At 52.0% G+C, this 16,680-nt stretch carries 12 protein-coding genes; 8 read left to right on the top strand and 4 right to left on the bottom strand.

What is annotated here, in order from left to right:
- Window positions 1–325 precede the first annotated feature (325 nt).
- Both HMPREF1508_RS08925 and typA read left to right on the top strand, forming a co-directional pair.
- Window positions 326–787: a flavodoxin gene (locus tag HMPREF1508_RS08925; RefSeq protein WP_044961297.1), complete on the top strand. Its 462-nt coding sequence runs from the start codon at window positions 326–328 to the stop codon at window positions 785–787.
- Between the two features lie 387 nt (window positions 788–1,174).
- Window positions 1,175–3,007, top strand: coding sequence for a translational GTPase TypA (gene typA / locus HMPREF1508_RS08920; RefSeq protein WP_044961295.1), 1,833 nt, complete (start codon window positions 1,175–1,177; stop codon window positions 3,005–3,007).
- Window positions 3,008–3,281: 274 nt separating this feature from the next.
- Here the strand turns inward: typA and HMPREF1508_RS08915 are convergent, their stop codons facing one another.
- The gene (locus HMPREF1508_RS08915; RefSeq protein ID WP_044961293.1) at window positions 3,282–3,641 is read right to left on the bottom strand and encodes an arsenate reductase family protein; all 360 of its coding nucleotides are present in this window, start codon (window positions 3,639–3,641) and stop codon (window positions 3,282–3,284) included.
- A 171-nt stretch (window positions 3,642–3,812) separates the two neighbouring features.
- On the opposite strand from HMPREF1508_RS08915, the gene HMPREF1508_RS08910 reads away from it, so the two are divergent.
- Window positions 3,813–6,554 carry an alpha-L-rhamnosidase gene (locus tag HMPREF1508_RS08910; protein WP_044961291.1) on the top strand — a complete coding sequence of 914 codons (2,742 nt, stop codon included), beginning with the start codon at window positions 3,813–3,815 and terminating at the stop codon, window positions 6,552–6,554.
- Window positions 6,555–6,840: 286 nt separating this feature from the next.
- Here HMPREF1508_RS08910 and HMPREF1508_RS08905 read toward each other — a convergent pair whose 3' ends face one another.
- Window positions 6,841–9,474: a cation-translocating P-type ATPase gene (locus HMPREF1508_RS08905; protein WP_044961289.1), complete on the bottom strand. Its 2,634-nt coding sequence runs from the start codon at window positions 9,472–9,474 to the stop codon at window positions 6,841–6,843.
- A gap of 329 nt (window positions 9,475–9,803) precedes the next feature.
- Here HMPREF1508_RS08905 and asrA point away from each other — a divergent pair, with 329 nt between their 5' ends.
- The 5 genes from asrA to HMPREF1508_RS08880 all read left to right on the top strand — a co-directional run bounded on the left by asrA (window position 9,804) and on the right by HMPREF1508_RS08880 (window position 14,483).
- Window positions 9,804–10,823 (top strand): anaerobic sulfite reductase subunit AsrA, encoded by a 1,020-nt coding sequence (asrA, locus tag HMPREF1508_RS08900; RefSeq protein WP_006905119.1) that lies wholly within the window; start codon window positions 9,804–9,806, stop codon window positions 10,821–10,823.
- Complete coding sequence (gene asrB, locus HMPREF1508_RS08895) at window positions 10,824–11,615, top strand: anaerobic sulfite reductase subunit AsrB (RefSeq protein WP_044961287.1); 792 nt, start codon at window positions 10,824–10,826, stop codon at window positions 11,613–11,615. It abuts the gene before it with no gap.
- 10 nt (window positions 11,616–11,625) lie between these two features.
- A complete protein-coding gene (asrC, locus tag HMPREF1508_RS08890) occupies window positions 11,626–12,612 on the top strand; it encodes a sulfite reductase subunit C (RefSeq protein WP_044961285.1) in 987 nt (328 codons plus the stop codon).
- A gap of 79 nt (window positions 12,613–12,691) precedes the next feature.
- Window positions 12,692–13,705: a FecCD family ABC transporter permease gene (locus HMPREF1508_RS08885; RefSeq protein ID WP_049906956.1), complete on the top strand. Its 1,014-nt coding sequence runs from the start codon at window positions 12,692–12,694 to the stop codon at window positions 13,703–13,705.
- Complete coding sequence (locus HMPREF1508_RS08880; protein ID WP_049906955.1) at window positions 13,698–14,483, top strand: ABC transporter ATP-binding protein; 786 nt, start codon at window positions 13,698–13,700, stop codon at window positions 14,481–14,483. The genes HMPREF1508_RS08885 and HMPREF1508_RS08880 overlap by 8 nt, the downstream gene beginning before the upstream one ends.
- Before the next feature lie 46 nt (window positions 14,484–14,529).
- Here HMPREF1508_RS08880 and HMPREF1508_RS10895 read toward each other — a convergent pair whose 3' ends face one another.
- Together HMPREF1508_RS10895 and HMPREF1508_RS08865 are read right to left on the bottom strand one after the other, a co-directional pair.
- A complete protein-coding gene (locus tag HMPREF1508_RS10895) occupies window positions 14,530–15,219 on the bottom strand; it encodes a PIN domain-containing protein (protein WP_443018247.1) in 690 nt (229 codons plus the stop codon).
- A gap of 92 nt (window positions 15,220–15,311) precedes the next feature.
- Window positions 15,312–16,652, bottom strand: a complete 1,341-nt coding sequence (locus tag HMPREF1508_RS08865; RefSeq protein WP_044961281.1) for a sodium-dependent transporter — start codon at window positions 16,650–16,652, stop codon at window positions 15,312–15,314.
- Between the last annotated feature and the right edge of the window lie 28 nt (window positions 16,653–16,680).

Genomic DNA, 16,680 nt, shown 5'->3' with positions numbered 1-16,680 from the left:
CACACCGTATACTGTATTAATCTTCGCGCTGCTTTGCTCCTTCGAGAGTCACACAACGGCAACAGGTATTTGCAAAGAATTTGTATAAATTTTATCACAGAGATCCCGTGAGAATCAATTGACCGCAACCGCCTCTTCTCAAAACCGGTCATGACCGTCCCTGGCGACTTGTCCCCCAATTGATTTCAGTCAACCTGTAGCACAGATAAAGAAACAGGGCTTAAACCTGTAAAACAGGGCGGTATGGTATGATGCTTTAAATAAAGTATGATATGATACTTTAAATTATGAAAGTGAAATTTGAATTGGTAAAGAGGTAATTTTATTGAAACCCATCATTGTATATTATTCCTATTCAGGAATCACCAGAAGATTAGCAGAAGATATTGCATTGATTACGGATGGAGATTTGAGAGAATTACAACCGCAACAGCCTTACTCCTTCTCATATAATACAGCTGTAAAAGAAGTGAGAGAAGAAATTGAAAAGGGATATTGTCCTCCTCTTATGCGGGGAGCAGAAGCGATTGGGAATGCGGAGGTGATTTTTGTAGGTTCTCCTAATTGGCTTAAAACATTTGCGCCACCCGTTCGGTCCTTTTTAAGAACGGTTGATTTAGACGGCAAGACAATTATTCCCTTTTGTACACATGGCGGAGGCGGTTTTGGAAGAATGATTGAAGATTATAAAAGGGAATGCGAACATTCTATTATCAAAGACGGCATCGCATTAAAGGGAGATTACAGTTTTGACGAACTCAAAGCATGGTTAGATCATAATTTGTAACTCCCTATTTTCCCAATTCAATATCCTAATTTGAGAAACAGCAAATCAATCGGGTTGCTGTTTTTCTTTGTCTGAAAACGCAGACACAGCGAAAAGAAGAAAACAAGAATCTTCTCTCCTCCGGTCTAAGTTAAATTTTCCTTCCACTGATCTCAGTCACTCTTCCTGTGTCTCAGATACCATTTCTTGAAGTTTCACAGGATTGTGCTAATATAGGAAGGTCGATTTTACAGGAGTCTTTCCTATATGATCCCTGCTGAAAGTCATTTCCCGCGAAGGACTGATTCCCGGATGCGGATTCTTGCTCCGAGATACGAATTTGACTTTCCGGCATATCTGTAAATCGATCTTCGATTATATATCTGCCCTGCAGAGAAAGAGGTCACAATGATTGAGTCCAGAGACGACATCCGAAACGTAGCCATCATCGCCCATGTCGATCATGGGAAAACCACCCTGGTTGATGAGCTCTTAAAGCAGTCCGGCATCTTCCGAGAAAATCAGGAGGTTCAGGAACGCGTCATGGACTCCAATGATATTGAGCGTGAGCGCGGCATTACCATTCTGTCCAAGAATACCGCCGTTACCTATAAAAATACCAAGATCAACATCATCGATACTCCGGGCCATGCCGATTTCGGCGGCGAGGTGGAGCGTGTCCTGAAAATGGTCGACGGCGTCATTCTCCTGGTTGACGCCTTCGAGGGCGTCATGCCCCAGACCAAGTTCGTCCTGCGCAAGGCTCTGGCCCTGAGCCTTCCCATCGTTGTGGTTGTCAACAAGCTGGATCGTCCCGACGCCAGACCTCTGGAGGTCGAAGACGAGGTCCTGGAGCTTCTCATGGATCTGGACGCCTCCGAAGATCAGCTGGACGCCCCCTTCCTCTTCGCCTCTGCCCGTGAGGGCTATGCCATCGCGGATCTTGACGATGAGAAGAGGGATATGACTCCCCTCTTTGACGCAATCATTGACAAGATTCCCGCCCCAACCGGTGATCCCGACGCCAACACACAGATGCTGGTATCTACGATTGATTACAACGAGTTCGTCGGCCGCATCGGCGTCGGCAAAATCTCCAATGGCTCTCTCAAGCTCAATCAGTCCGCCGTTGTCGTCAACCATCACAATCCCGATGCCAGACAAAATGTCCGCATTACCAAGCTCTTCGAGTTCGACGGTCTCAACCGCGTCGAGGTAGAGGAGGCAAAAATCGGCTCCATCGTGGCTATTTCCGGAATCGCCGACCTGCACATCGGCGACACCATCTGCGGCACAAACGGCGAACCTGAGGCCATTCCTTTCCAGAAAATTTCTGATCCCACCATCGCCATGAACTTCATTGTCAATGACTCTCCTTTGGCCGGACAGGAGGGCAAGTATGTCACCTCCCGCCACATCCGGGACCGTCTCATGCGCGAGCTCAACACCGATGTCTCCCTTCGCGTGGAGGATACGGATTCCCCCGACACCTTCAAGGTATCCGGCCGCGGTGAGCTGCACCTGTCTGTCCTGATTGAGGAGATGCGCCGTGAGGGCTTCGAGTTCGCCGTCTCCAAGGCAGAGGTTCTCTATAAGAAGGACGAAAAGGGCAAGAAATTAGAGCCCATGGAAATCGCCTATATTGACGTCCCCGACGAATTCCAGGGCGCGGTGATCCAGAAGCTGTCCGCCAGAAAGGGAGAACTCCGCGGCATGAATCCCATCCAGGGCGGTTACACCCGTCTGGAGTTCAAGATTCCTTCCAGGGGTCTGATCGGCTATCGGGGAGACTTCATGACTGACACCAAGGGCAACGGCATCTTGAACACTGAGTTTGCCGGATACGAGCCCTACAAGGGGGATATTGAGTACCGGGCCACCGGCTCCCTCATCTCTTTCGAGACCGGCATCTCTGTCACTTACGGCCTCTTCGCTGCCCAGGACAGAGGCACCCTCTTCATCGGCGCCGGCGAGAAAGTATACTCCGGCATGGTCATCGGCCAGTCTTCCCGGTCTGAAGACATTGAGCTCAATGTCTGCAAGAAAAAGCACCTGACCAATACCCGGTCCTCTTCCGCTGACGAGGCCCTGACCCTGACCCCTCCCAAGATCATGTCTCTTGAGCAGGCCATCGATTTCATCGACACGGATGAGCTTTTAGAAGTCACTCCCAAGTCTCTGCGCATCCGCAAGAAGATCCTGGATCCTCTACAGAGAAAGAGAAGCGGGTTTAAGAAGTAATTCTGCATACAAAGAGGATCATCAGCGCCTGGCTTATGGTCCTTCTCTTGTTCTAAATTAAAAAATCGACCGTCATATTCGCAAAACATTCTTATTCTAAGAATACGACGGTCGATTTTTTATTGTAATAGATAATCTGTAAAAGTGCCCCTGTCATTATGGCTGCAGGACACAAAGAGCGTGCATCCCGCTGTTTGTCAAGCTGCTTGAGCAAGAGACCTCCTGTCTCTATTATAATATGTTACCCCCACTTAAGAATCGTTTTACAGCGTTATCAACGGCTGATTCTCTCTTCCCATTCCTTCTCGCGAAAGCCGGTCAAAACGAAGTCTTCTCCTACCAGAATGGGGCGCTTACAGAGCATCCCATTGGTCGAAAGCAGCTTGATCTGATCTTCCAGACTCATTTCCGGCAATTTCCTGGACAATTCCATCTGCCGATAGAGCTGCCCAGAAGTATTCCAGAACTTCTTGATCGGCATACCAGACTTCTGTATCCAGGCGGTCAGCTCCTCTTCCGTGGGATTTTCCTCTACAATATGACGATCCTCATATGCAATTGCTCTGCTGTCCAGCCACCTTTTCGCCTTCTGACAGGTACTGCACTTCGGATACTCTATGAATAACAGCGCCATCTTCTCCTCCTTGTTTTCCTGCAAATGATCATTGCTTTTACCCGACCATTATAGCAAAGATACTACAAATACCTGTTTTTACATTTAAGTCTCCATAAACGAAATAAAATCAGGTCGAATTCGTCTATACTTCTGTCAAAAGCAAAAAGTCACACCATACGGAGGCGAATCATGCGTTTATTTGACTTTCGAACGGAATATCGGGAGAATCCACTTGGACTGGCGACAAAGCATCCGCGTTTTTCCTGGAAAATCGCATCGGACGAAAATGACACCGTCCAGACCTCCTATCGGATTCTTGTGACAGATCAGAGAGGCCGAGAGACCTGGAACAGCGGCCCTGTCCAGTCGGATCAATCCATCCTTGTTCCCTATGAGGGGGATCCGCTTGAGGAAGAGACCATCTATCGGATACAGGTCTTCGTATCAGACAATCACGGCAAAGAGGCTTCCATCGAGGGGAGCTTTGAGACAGGCATCTTTGACGCTCACCATTTTGTCGCCAAAATGATCTGTCCTGACTTTCCCTCTCCACAGGAAGCATGCCCTGTTTTCTCCCATTCCTTCTCTCTAAGGCAAAGGGTCAGCCGCGCCCGCCTCTACATCACAGCGCATGGAGTCTATGAAGCCGCGATCAATGGTTCTGCCGTCAGCGACTGCCGTATGGCGCCCGGCTGGACCAATTACCGAAAGAGACTGCAGTACCAGATCTACGATGTAACGAATCTCCTTGGGGATACCAATCAAATCCAGGTCACCGTTGCCAATGGCTGGTATAAGGGAATTCTCGGTTTTTACTGCCAGCCCAACCAGTATGGCGATCAGCTTGGACTTTTTGCGGAGCTTCACCTGCAGTACGAGAACGGGGACAAAGAGGTCATTGCGACAGATGAAAACTGGACCGTTCGAACAGGCCAGATCCGCTGCAGTGAAATATATATGGGAGAGACCATCGATACGGATTCTCCCGAAATTCTCGAGGGCAGCATAAGTACTAAGAACTTCGACTCTTCTGTTCTCACCGCGCAGGAAGATGAGCCTGTTCGGATCACGGAACGCATTGTCGGCATCCGAAAAATCACCACGCCCAGAGCTGAGTCCCTCATTGACTTTGGTCAAATTGTCACAGGTGTCGTCGAATTACATGTCAAAGCCTCCCGGGGACAGGTCATCCGTCTGCGCCATGCCGAAGTTCTCGATAAGGATGGCAACTTCTACCCGGATACCCTGCGGCAGGCCAAATCAATCGACACCTTCATCTGCAATGGACAGGAGCAGGTCTTACGCCCGCATTTTACCTTCCACGGCTTCCGTTATATCTGTGTTGAGGGGCTTGATCACTTTGAACCGGATCAATTTATAGCCTGTGTGACCCACACCGACCTGGAAAAGACCGGTGACTTCCGCTGCTCCGCTCCGAAGGTGAATCAGCTGCAGCAGAATATCAGCTGGAGCCAGAGAGATAATTTCCTGGATATCCCGACGGACTGCCCCCAGCGCGATGAGCGTCTGGGCTGGACCGGGGATGCTCAGGTCTTCTCCTGGACAGCCTCATTTAACCGAAATACCGCCCTCTTCTACTCTAAGTGGATGCGGGATGTCGCTTCTGAATCTTCCCTTGAGAAGGGGGTCCCCCATGTCGTTCCCGACATTCTCCAGTCCTACAGCGCTTCCGCCTGGAGCGATGTAGCTGTCATCCTCCCCTGGGTCGTCTATCAGATCTATGGGGATGAGGGTATCCTGAAAGAGAACTGGACCTGCATGCACGAATGGGTCGATTACATTTCCAATCACTGCAATGACAGGGGACTCTGGCAGACCGGCTTCCAATACGGCGACTGGCTGGCTCTGGACAAGGAAGAAAGCGCTGACCGCACCGGCGCAACGGATCCCTACTTCATTGCCAACGCCTATTTCCTGTATGTCACAGACCTGACGATACAGACTGCCGATATCCTCGGTCACAGGGATGCCGGCGCCAAGTACCGGAAGCTCTATCAGAAGACTCTGCTTGCCTTTCAGGATGAGTATTACAGCAATACCGGTCGTATTGTGAGTGAGACGCAGACCGCAGCTGTTCTATCCCTCTATTTCAATCTGGCGCGCAGTCAGGACAGGGATCGCGTTCTCAGGACCCTGATCTCCAATATTGAGCGCCACAAAAACCATCTGTCCACCGGCTTTGTCGGAACCCCCTACCTCTGTCATGCCCTCTCCGAAAACGGAGCCCATGACACGGCTGTCTCCCTCTTTCTCAAAGAGGACTACCCCTCCTGGCTCTATGCCGTCAATATGGGGGCGACCACCATCTGGGAGAGATGGAATTCCATCCACCCCGACGGGAGTTTCGACGAGTCCGGGATGAATTCTCTCAATCACTATGCCTATGGTTCCATTGGTGACTGGCTCTACCGAAAGGTCGCCGGTCTCTCACAGATTGAGCCCGGCTACAAGTCGTTTCTGGTTCGTCCCATGCTGACAAAAGGACTGGAAGAGACTTCTCTTCACTTTGATTCTGTCTATGGTCCGATTGTGATTGAGAACAGCTGCAAGCTGGGAAAAATCCGCCTGCACGTGGAAGTTCCTCCCAATACACATGCGCAAATTCATCTCCCGGAGAAAGAAGAGATTCTCAAGGTCGGCTCCGGTGTCTACGACTATGAATACGAGACAAAGACGGATCTGTCCATCCCCAGATACAGCTCAGACAGCACTTTGGCAGAACTTCTGGCCCATCCCCTGGCAAAAGAGCTCTTTGAGCAGATGGCTCCCGGCATGCTCGACGGTCCCATGATTCAGTTTGCCTATCAGATGTCCGTCACGGATATGCTTGGCAGTGCCCCGGAGGCCCGCCCTCTCTTTGAGACCATCATTGAGGCCTTGAACCGGTCGGACCAGGAGAATCAGTCATGAGACTCTGTGATATCAATATCCGCGACCCCTATATTCTCCCCCTGAACGGCCATTACTACCTCTATGGAACCAGAAGCGAAACTGCCTTCATCGGTCAGGCATTTGGCCCTGCACTATCCAAATACCCTCCGGAAAGAGCATCCCGTCCTGCTCCCTCTCCTGTACCAAAAGGGCAGATTTTTCCTGGCGCCATCCGATTTGCAAAGATAGAATACTCTCCCCTCATACAGCCTTATCCCTGCGGCAATCCAAGCAGAGCTAAGGCTGTATTTCTCATTAGATTCACCTATTCTCTTCTGTCCCTGATCAGCTTGACCAGCTGGATCACAAGGGTGGGCAGAAGGGCCAGGCCAAGAATTTCCAGATACTGGTTCTGACGCAAAGCCACGACCGAGAACAGGCGCATGACCGGCGCCAGAAAGAGAACCATAAGAACCAGAGTGAATCCGAGGACAAATGCCCCCAGGCTGTACCAATTTCCGGCAAAACCGATCTGAAGCAGGCTGTGACGGCTTCGGCAATTGAATCCATGCAGAAGTCTGGCCAAAGTCAGAGTCGCAAATGCCATGGTGGAGGCGGCTGCGGCATTCTCTGCGGAGGATCCGGTCAATCCCAGCCAATAGGAGGCAATGACACAGACCGCAATCAATCCCCCCTGACCAATCAGAAGCCGCACAAAATCCCGCGTGAGAATCCCCTGTTTCGGATCACGCGGCTTTCTTCTCAGAACATCCGGGTCGGACGGTTCCATTCCGATGGCCAGGGCGGGCAGAGAATCTGTCACCAGATTGATAAAGAGCAGCTGCACCGCTGCAAAGGGAATGGGCAGGGCCAGCAAAGAGGTGTAGAGAACCGCAATGATGGCGGACAAATTACCGGAGAGCAGATAGAGGACGGCATTGCGGATGTTGTTATAAACCGTGCGGCCATTTGCCACCGCCTTAATAATCGTGGCGAAATTGTCATCCGCCAGAATCATGGATGCCGCATCCTTGGAGACTTCGGTTCCGGTGATTCCCATGGCCACACCGATATCCGCCTTCTTAAGCGCAGGCGCATCGTTCACTCCATCACCGGTCATGGAGACAATCTTGCCCTTTCTCTGCCAGGCATCTACGATACGAATCTTATTCTCCGGGGAGACACGGGCATAAACAGAAATCCGCTCGATCTCCATGTCCAGTTCTGCATCGGACAGGGCATCCAGCTCCTGCCCTGTCAGAGCTTCATCTTCCTCGGCAAAAATCCCGATTGCTCTGGCGATGGCGGTCGCCGTGACCTTGTGGTCACCGGTGATCATAACGGTGCGAATTCCGGCCGCCTTCGCCCGGGCAACCGCCTCCATAGACTCCTCACGGGGCGGATCCATCTGGGAGATCAGACCCAGGAAGATGAAATCCCGCTCATTCTCCCGGGACAGCTTCTCCTCGCTCTCCTTGTAGGCGAAGGCCAGGACGCGCAGACCCTGTGCAGAGAAAGCTTCATTCTGCGCCAGAATCTTTCCCCGAACCTCCTCTGTCATGGGATAAATCCCGTCCTCCAGACGGATAAAGACGCAGCGATCCAGGAGAACATCAACCGCTCCCTTGGTAAAGACCGTCTGTCTCCCATGGATCAGATGCTTGGAAGACATGAGCTTGCGGTCGGAATCGAAAGGAATCTCCTCCAGACGGGCCGCCATAGAGCGGAGGAGATGATCCGACAGAGCCAGTTTATCCCCGTCCAAATCCAGGCCCTGAATATTGCGATACATAGACAGGAGCGAATACTCCGTCGGATCTCCGATTCCCTCCCCGTCGACAATCGCGGAATCATTGGCCAGAACAGCCGCGTAGAGCAGATAACGATGGAGCTGCTTGCTGACGTCAAGTTCTCTGTCCCGGCAGATCCGATCTCCCACATAGATCTCCTGCACAGTCATTTTATTCTGCGTCAGGGTACCAGTCTTATCAGAACAGATGACGGAGACACAGCCAAGCGATTCCACCGCTGCCAGATTCTTGATGATCGCCTGTTCTTTGGCCATCTTCTGTGTGCCCATAGCCTGAACGATAGTAACGATCGAAGACAGGGCCTCCGGAATCGCCGCGACCGCGAGGGCTACGGCGAAGAGAAGAGAATTCATCAGGGCCATGCCCCGCCACATGCATAGTCCAAAGACCAGAATTGAAATAACCATAATTGCAGCAGCCAGTTTCCCTGAGAAATCATCCAGGGTTGCCTGCAGAGGCGTCTTCTTCTCTTTGGTATCATTCATAAGTCCGGCGATCTTGCCGATCTCCGTCTCCATACCTGTCGCAGTCACCATGACATTGGCACGGCCGTAAGTAACCAGGCTGCCCGAATAGACCATATTGATCCGGTCCGCCAGGGCAAGTTCTTCCTTGATTACAGCATCGGACTTATCGACATTGACAGATTCGCCGGTCAGAGAGGACTCATTGACCTGAAGAGAGAAGTTCTCCAGGATACGGCCGTCCGCAACCACCATGTCTCCGGCCTCATAGGAAACCATATCACCCGGAACCAGCTGAGTCGAATCAATCTCCATCTTCACTCCGCCGCGAATGACCTTGGCCTTTGGAGAAGACAGAGATTTGAGAGACTCCAGAGACTTCTCCGCCTTAACATGCTGGATGGTCCCCAAAACCGCATTCAGAACCAGGACAGAGACGATGACCAGCATGGACTCGACGTCCCCTGTAAAAGCGGAAACCAGTGCCGCAACAATCAAAATAAGAACCATCAAATCCGCAAACTGTTCCAGAAAGATCCGCAAAGCAGACTTCTTTTCCGCTTCTGCAAGGGCATTCGGGCCGTACTCACTCAGTCGCTTTGCCGCCTCTTCCTTACTCAGTCCCTTAGAGCTGCTCTCAAGCAGGCGCTCTGTCTCTGCGCGGTCCCTCTGATACCAGGCCATGTCTACCTCTTCTCCCACATTTTTTAAACTCAATCTATTCTAACCGCTTCCCCTTCTCCTGCCCAGTCCCATTTTCTCAAAAATCTCCAGATCTTTAATCTCAAATGTTGTATTAAAAACATACATAAAATATTTGTCCGGATATACTTGCTGTGCTACATTTTGACTGTATCTCAATTATCTTCTTTAATGGGAGAAGAGGATAAAAATGCGCCGGCATACCGCGGTGAAGATACAGGCATCTATTAAGTTGCGAAAACAGCGGTCTTCCAGGACTTCCCTCTGAGAGTCTTCTCCTGCTGTTTTCCAGTTCACGAAAGGAGACACAGGTGGGCTTTCAACTAACTGCCGATGGCTTTGCCAAAACCATCGACGCTCTCAAAGAGCACTATCTTATCTATGCTCCCGTTCTCAAGAAAGGTACCGGCCGCTTCACTGACACCGATATTGTCCGCTATGACTTTGTCAATGAGGCTTCTGAAATCGAACTGGAACGGAAATCAGACTATGCGTTTAAGGAGTTTCTAACCCCTCTCTCCGAGACCCTCCTCTTTTTCACCGAAGATCAGGTCAAGGCCGCGGATATTCCAGACAAACCCGTCTTAATCTTTCTGCGCAGCTGTGACCTGCATGCCGTCAGACGCCAGGATGACATGTACTTAAATAACGGCTGGACCCCCGACTGGTTCTTCAAGCGCCGCCGCGACCTGGTCAAGTTTGTTCTGATTGGCTGCAAAAAGTCTTATCAGAACTGTTTCTGTGTTTCCATGGGCAGCAATCGATCCGAGGACGGCTATGTCTTCTCTGTAGAGACGGACGGCGACGGCTTCGCCTGCGATGTTCCTGACACTGGCTTTGTCCCCTTCTTTGCCGCCGGACAGGCCGCGGATATCAAGCCTTCTTATGTGACGAAAAACGACTTCGAAGTTCGCGTTCCTGATCAGGTTCCAGGCGCCATCTTAAAACATGCCCTCTGGGATGAGTACTCCTCCCGCTGCATCGGCTGCGGCCGCTGCAACTATGTCTGCCCCACCTGTACCTGCTACACCATGCAGGACATTTTCTATCATGAGAATGGAAAAGTGGGCGAGCGGCGCAGAGTTGCTGCCGCCTGCATGGTCGACGGATTCACCAATGTCGCCGGCGGCGGCGAATACCGAAAGAGCCAGGGAGAGCGCATGCGCTACCGCGTTCTGCACAAGATTTCCGACCACAAGAAGCGATTTGGAGAGAATATGTGCATCGGCTGCGGCCGCTGTGACGATGCCTGTCCCGAGTATATCTCCTACTCCAACATTCTGAACAAGGTCACCGATGCGGTAGAAAACCTCGGAAAGGAGGTACAGTAAATGTCTGAGAACGCTTATCTCCCCTTCCCGTCCAAAATTCTTGATGTCATCAGGCATACGGCCAAGGAGTATACCTTCCGCATGGAATTCATCGGCGAGGTTAAGCCCGGTCAGTTCTTCGAGGTCTCTGTGCCCAAATTCGGTGAAGCGCCCATTTCCGTCTCTGGAATCGGCTCAAACTATGTGGATCTGACTATCCGCAGGGTCGGCCGGGTCACCAATGAGGTCTTCGAGTCCTATGCAGGACAGAACCTCCTTCTCCGCGGTCCCTATGGCAACGGCTTTGATGTCGATCTCTACCGTGACGGCGAGACGGTCGTCGTCGCCGGCGGCACCGGCGTCTCCCCTGTCCGCGGCGTCATAGACGCTTTGGCCGGTATGGAAAACGCCAAAGACAAGTTTGTCATTGCCGGTTTCAGAAGCCCTGACGATATGCTTTTTCGCGATGATTTGCAGCGCTGGGATGACGCCCTGAACCTGACACTGACGGTTGATGGTGCGCCGGAGGGCTACAAGGGTAATATCGGCCTTGTCACAAAGTACATCGCCGACCTTCCCCTTAAGGATATCCCCACTGCCAAGGCAGTTGTCGTCGGTCCTCCTCCCATGATGAAGTTCACCATTATCGAGCTTCAGAAGCGTGGCTTTAAAGACGATCAGATCACCGTATCCTACGAGCGCAAGATGTGCTGCGGGCTCGGAAAATGCGGTCACTGCCGTGTCAATGATAAGTACATCTGTCTGGATGGCCCCGTATTTAACTACAGCCAGGCCAAAGATATGATGGATTAAGGAGGGCAAAATGGGAACATTAGATGTAAATGTCGGCAAGATGAAGAAGAACGCCTTCCGCTATTCCAAGGTGAGGGGCGAGACCGCCTCCCGTGTGCGCATTCCCGGCGGCGTCATTGACTCAAAATCCTTAGGACGTGTGGTTGAGATCGCGGAAAAGTACGGCAAGGGTGTCATTGATATCACCAACCGCCAGGGAATTGAGATCCCGGGGATCAAGTTCGAAGATATGGATGCCGTCAACAAAGAGATCCAGCTGGTCATTGACTCCTTACATATCAACCAGGAGATTCCCGACACCGGCTACGCCTCCTCCGGCACCCGCAATGTCGAGGCCTGCCCGGGCGCAAGACTCTGCCCCTTCGGCTGCTATGACACCACCGCTTTTGCTCAGAAGATGGAGAATACCATCTTCCCCAATGACCGTCACGTTAAGATCGCCTTCACCGGCTGTTCCAACGACTGCGCCAAGGTTCGCCTGGCCGACTTCGGCATCATCGGCATGACAGAGCCTCAGTATGACTCTGACCGCTGCGTCTCCTGCGGTCAATGCGTAGACTACTGCCAGCGCCGGTCCGTCGGAGCCCTCAGCATGGTCAACAATAAGATCGTCCGTGACACCGCCAAATGTGTGGGCTGTGGCGTCTGCGTCCACTACTGCCCCACCCGGGCCTGGACCAGGTCTAAGGAGCGCTACTTCCGCCTGGTTCTCCTGGGCCGCACCGGCAAGAAGAATCCCCGTCTGGCGGAAGACTTCATCAAGTGGTGCGATGAAGAGAGCATCCTGAAGATGGTTAAGAACGCTTACGCCTACATCGAAGAATATATCGATCCCAATGCGGTAGAACACAAAGAGCATATCGGCTATATTGTTGACCGCACCGGCTTCGAGAAGTTCAAGGAATACATCATGGACGGCGTAGAGCTCGGGCCCAAGGCCGAAGTTGCCGATACCCTCTACTGGGGCGGCAAGCACTATAATCAGTACGGCGGCTGAAGCTGTCTTTGACCGGACAGGAATTATTTTCTATCCCAAATTATTATTCTATCCTTATCAGAGCTGACAGAGGTAACGTATGAGAGCAGGAAAAGCACAGACATTCAAGGAGACGCCTGTCTTTTTCCTGCTCTTTCTGATGCTCCTTTGCGCCTGTCTGGCCTCCATCGCCCTGGGCAGTGTCCCCATTTGTCTTCCCGACCTTCTGGGCGTCCTGTCCGGCCGCATTCGTGAGGGCACTGAATATACCCTCATCTGGCAGATCCGCATTCCCCGAACCCTCGCCTGCCTGGGAGCCGGTCTCGGTTTGTCCAGCTCCGGTCTCATCCTGCAGAACGTCATGAACAATGCTCTCGCCTCTCCCAATACCATCGGTGTCAATTCCGGGGCGGGATTTGCCGTCATGCTCTCCATGGTCTTCTTTCCCACCGCCATCGAGGTCAGAGGTCCCTTTGCCTTCATCGGCGCTCTGGTCACCGCGCTGCTCATCTTCGGTCTGGCCTACCTGACAGATTCCTCCCGCATCACCGTCATCCTGGCCGGCATCACGGTCTCGGCCTTCCTGGGCGCGGGGATGAGTCTGATCAAGATCTTAGACAGTGACCTTCTGATCAATATCAATACCTTCCTGGTCGGCAGTCTCTCCGCTATGAGCTATAGTCAGATTGCCATTCCCCTTGTCATGATCGTCATTGCCTTTCTCATTACCGCCCTCCTGTCCAGGGGGCTCAATATCCTCTCCCTGGGCGATGACATCGCCTCCGGACTGGGGATGAATGTCTCCCGGATTCGCCTGATCTTCCTGATCCTGGCCTCTCTTCTGGCTGGAACCGTTATCTCCTATGCCGGGCTTATCTCCTTTGTAGGCCTGATCGTCCCCCATATTGCCAGGAAGATCTTTGCCAACGACAACCGTCTCCTTCTGCCGGCCTCGGGTCTGCTTGGCGCGGTCTATGTCCTCCTCTGCGACCTGCTCGGCCGCACCCTGATTGCCCCCTATGAGCTCCCGGCCGGCATCATTATGAGCTTTATCGGAGGCCCCTTCTTCCTCTATCTCCTGCTCAGAAAGAAAGGGGGACGCCGCCTTGGATAAGAATCAGATGTCCTGTGAGCTTCAATTTACGTCCGCCGATATTTCCGTCGGCCATACGCCCATCCTGCATGATCTGTCCCTGTCTTTTCCCCGGGGTCAGATCACGGTTCTTCTGGGGCCAAATGGCTGCGGCAAGACCAGTCTTCTCCAGTGCCTCAACGGCATGTCTTCCGTCAGCTCCGGTTCTCTGACCTATCAGGGAGAATCCCTGATCGACATGCCTGAGCGCAAACGGGCAAGAAAAATCGCCTTTCTCCCCCAGGTTCGCTCCATTATCCCCAGCATTCCGGTGCACACCCTGGTCGAGCACGGGCGCTTTCCCTACCAGGGCTTTTCCCGCAGACCAAATGCCGAAGACCGCAGACTTGTCGACCAGGCCATGAAAGCCTGCGGCATCCTGTCCTTCGCCGATCGCAGTGTCGACACCCTCTCCGGCGGCATGCGGCAGAGGGTCTTCCTTGCCATGGTGCTAGCCCAGGCCACCCCTCTGATTGTCCTCGACGAGCCGACGACCTATCTGGATCCAAAATCCCAGAATGAAATCATGGATCTTGTGACTTCTCTGCGAGACCGGGGCAAAACCGTCATTATGGTCCTGCACGACCTGGCCCAGGCCGCCCGCACTGCCGACCATCTGGTCATCATGTCCGACGCGCGCAGGGTGATTGCCTCCGGGCCAAAGGAGGAGGTTCTGAATACTTCCGCCATCTCTGACGTCTTCGGCGTGTCCATGCACAGGGTTTCGATTGACGGGGGATGGCATTATCTCTTCTTCTAGTCAGATATGCTATTCTCACAAGTGACGATCGTGACTGCTGTTTCGATTAACCGGCAAGTTCTTCCGGCGTAAGTACAGCCAAGCCTGCTTTTCTATAGTCCCTCACGTTTCTTGTTACGATACAGTCCATCTTCAAACGCAATGCCGTTTCAGCCATAACTGCATCCTCATAATCACTCATTTGAGATATAAGCGCTTTCTTACAGTCCACTCCCAAGGTGTCCGCAAGATCAAACAGCGTCAGTATCTTTGATATGATTTCTCTTGTTTTCTCATCATCATGCGTGAGTCGGTGGGTCAAATAATAGATATCTGTCACAGATTTCGCTGACAGAAAACCATCCATTTGTCCCTCTGCTGCCAGACGAAAAATTGCTTCTGCAGAACGATTGAATGGTTCTCTCGATTGGAGCGCATCAATGATGACGCAAGTATCAACCAAGGCTCTCATATCTTTTCCCGTCTTTCCCTCTCCGCCTCTTCCAAAGTCATATCCTTCGGCAAAATGCCAAACAGAGATTCCGCTATTTCCATTTTGTTTTGAAAAGGACTTGTTAATTTGGCGATCATCTTCCCGTTTTTGGTGATATAGACATCCTCCTTTTCCGCCATCAACAGGTATTTCCCCATATTTTTTTTCAGTTCTGTAGCTGTAATTGACATTGTTCCTCCTCCCTGTGAAACATTCATTCTCTTCCTTAAAATCAGTATATAATAATCGCACGATAATTTTCAATTTATCGTGCGATTATCTTCTATCATATTGAGTTAATTTTACGTGGAATACTTACAGCTTGCGGCCTCTGCCCTTTTAAAAATGACAGGTCGTCAGCCAATCCCTCCCAGACGAATTCCCGCGATCAGAGCCAGAATGCAAAGGAAGCAGTAGACATATTTACCCAGAGGAACGAACCAGGGACCGATCTTTCGCTTGGACCCCATTGATACCTGTTCCATGACGAAGTCCCTGCCGCAGAACCAGAAGAACATGAGGGCAGCCAGGAAAGCACCCGTGGGACAGATATAGTTGCTGACGAAATCCATCCAGTCAGAGACAATGCCCTGAATGGCGATCGCGACAACGGCACCGATTACCCCGATGGTGATAACAGCCGGAAGCCTCTTGAAGCGGAACTTCTCCTGCAGGGTTGCTACCGGAGCCTCATAGAGGTTGATCAGAGAACTGATCCCGGCGAAGAGAACACAGGTGAAGAAAACCATGCAGATGATTCTTCCGCCCGGCATTCCGTTGAATACATTGACCAGCCAGATGAACATGAGACCGGGGCCGCCTTTGGACAGGTCTGCACCGCCGGCAGCCATAGAAGGAATGATAACGCAGGCGGCCAAAAGAGCAGCCAGGGTATCAAAGGCGGCGACAATCCGCCCGGAGGAGACCACATCTTCCTTCTTGGAAAGGTACGAGCCGTAGATTACGGTTCCATTTCCCGCAACAGACAGGGAGAAGAAAGCCTGACCGAAGGCAAAGATCCAGAGCAGAGGATCTGTCAGTCTCTTGGGATCAATGGTAAAAATGTAGTGATAACCGGAGATTGCTCCCGGCAAGGTCGCAATATAGATGCCAAGTCCCACAAACATGAAAAAGAGGGCAGGCATCATGAACTTATTGGCTTTCTCAATACCGCCGGCAACCCCCAGGGCCATAATCAGGAAGTTGAAAATCAGGGCAATCACAAGCCATACGTTGTTGCCCATGGTAACAGCTGTTCCCCCAAAGAGGCCGCCGATCTGATCCATATCCTGCCCCAGAGAGGACAGATGTCCGCTGTAGGCCAGGAAGAAGTACTTGATAATCCAGCCGACAACGCAGGAGTAGCCGATGGCAAGGGCCAGAGATCCCAGAACCGGAATCAGGCCGATGGCCTCTCCGATTGCCCGCTTGCCAAAGCGCCTCTCGGTCGCCATGCCGAAGGCCCCCATGGGGCCGGCTGCGGCAGAGCGGCCCAGAGCCATCTCTCCGATCACACCGGTCTGACTGACCAGAAATACACAGATAAAATAGGGAATCAAAAATGTCATCCCGCCCCAGATGGAAACCATAATCGGAAATCTCCAGATATTTCCCATGCCGACGGCGGAACCGATACAGGCCATGATGAATCCTGCCTTGGAAGAGAACCCGTCACGACTCGCTCCTGAATCACTCATATGCTTACCCCCTTGTCGCGGCCCCTCT

This window comes from Shuttleworthella sp. MSX8B (assembly GCF_000524295.1).
In the GTDB taxonomy this organism is placed as follows: Bacteria; Bacillota; Clostridia; order Lachnospirales; family Lachnospiraceae; genus Shuttleworthia; species Shuttleworthia satelles.
The sequence above is the reverse complement of the archived record's forward strand: the minus strand, read 5'-3'. Positions and strand labels throughout refer to the sequence as shown.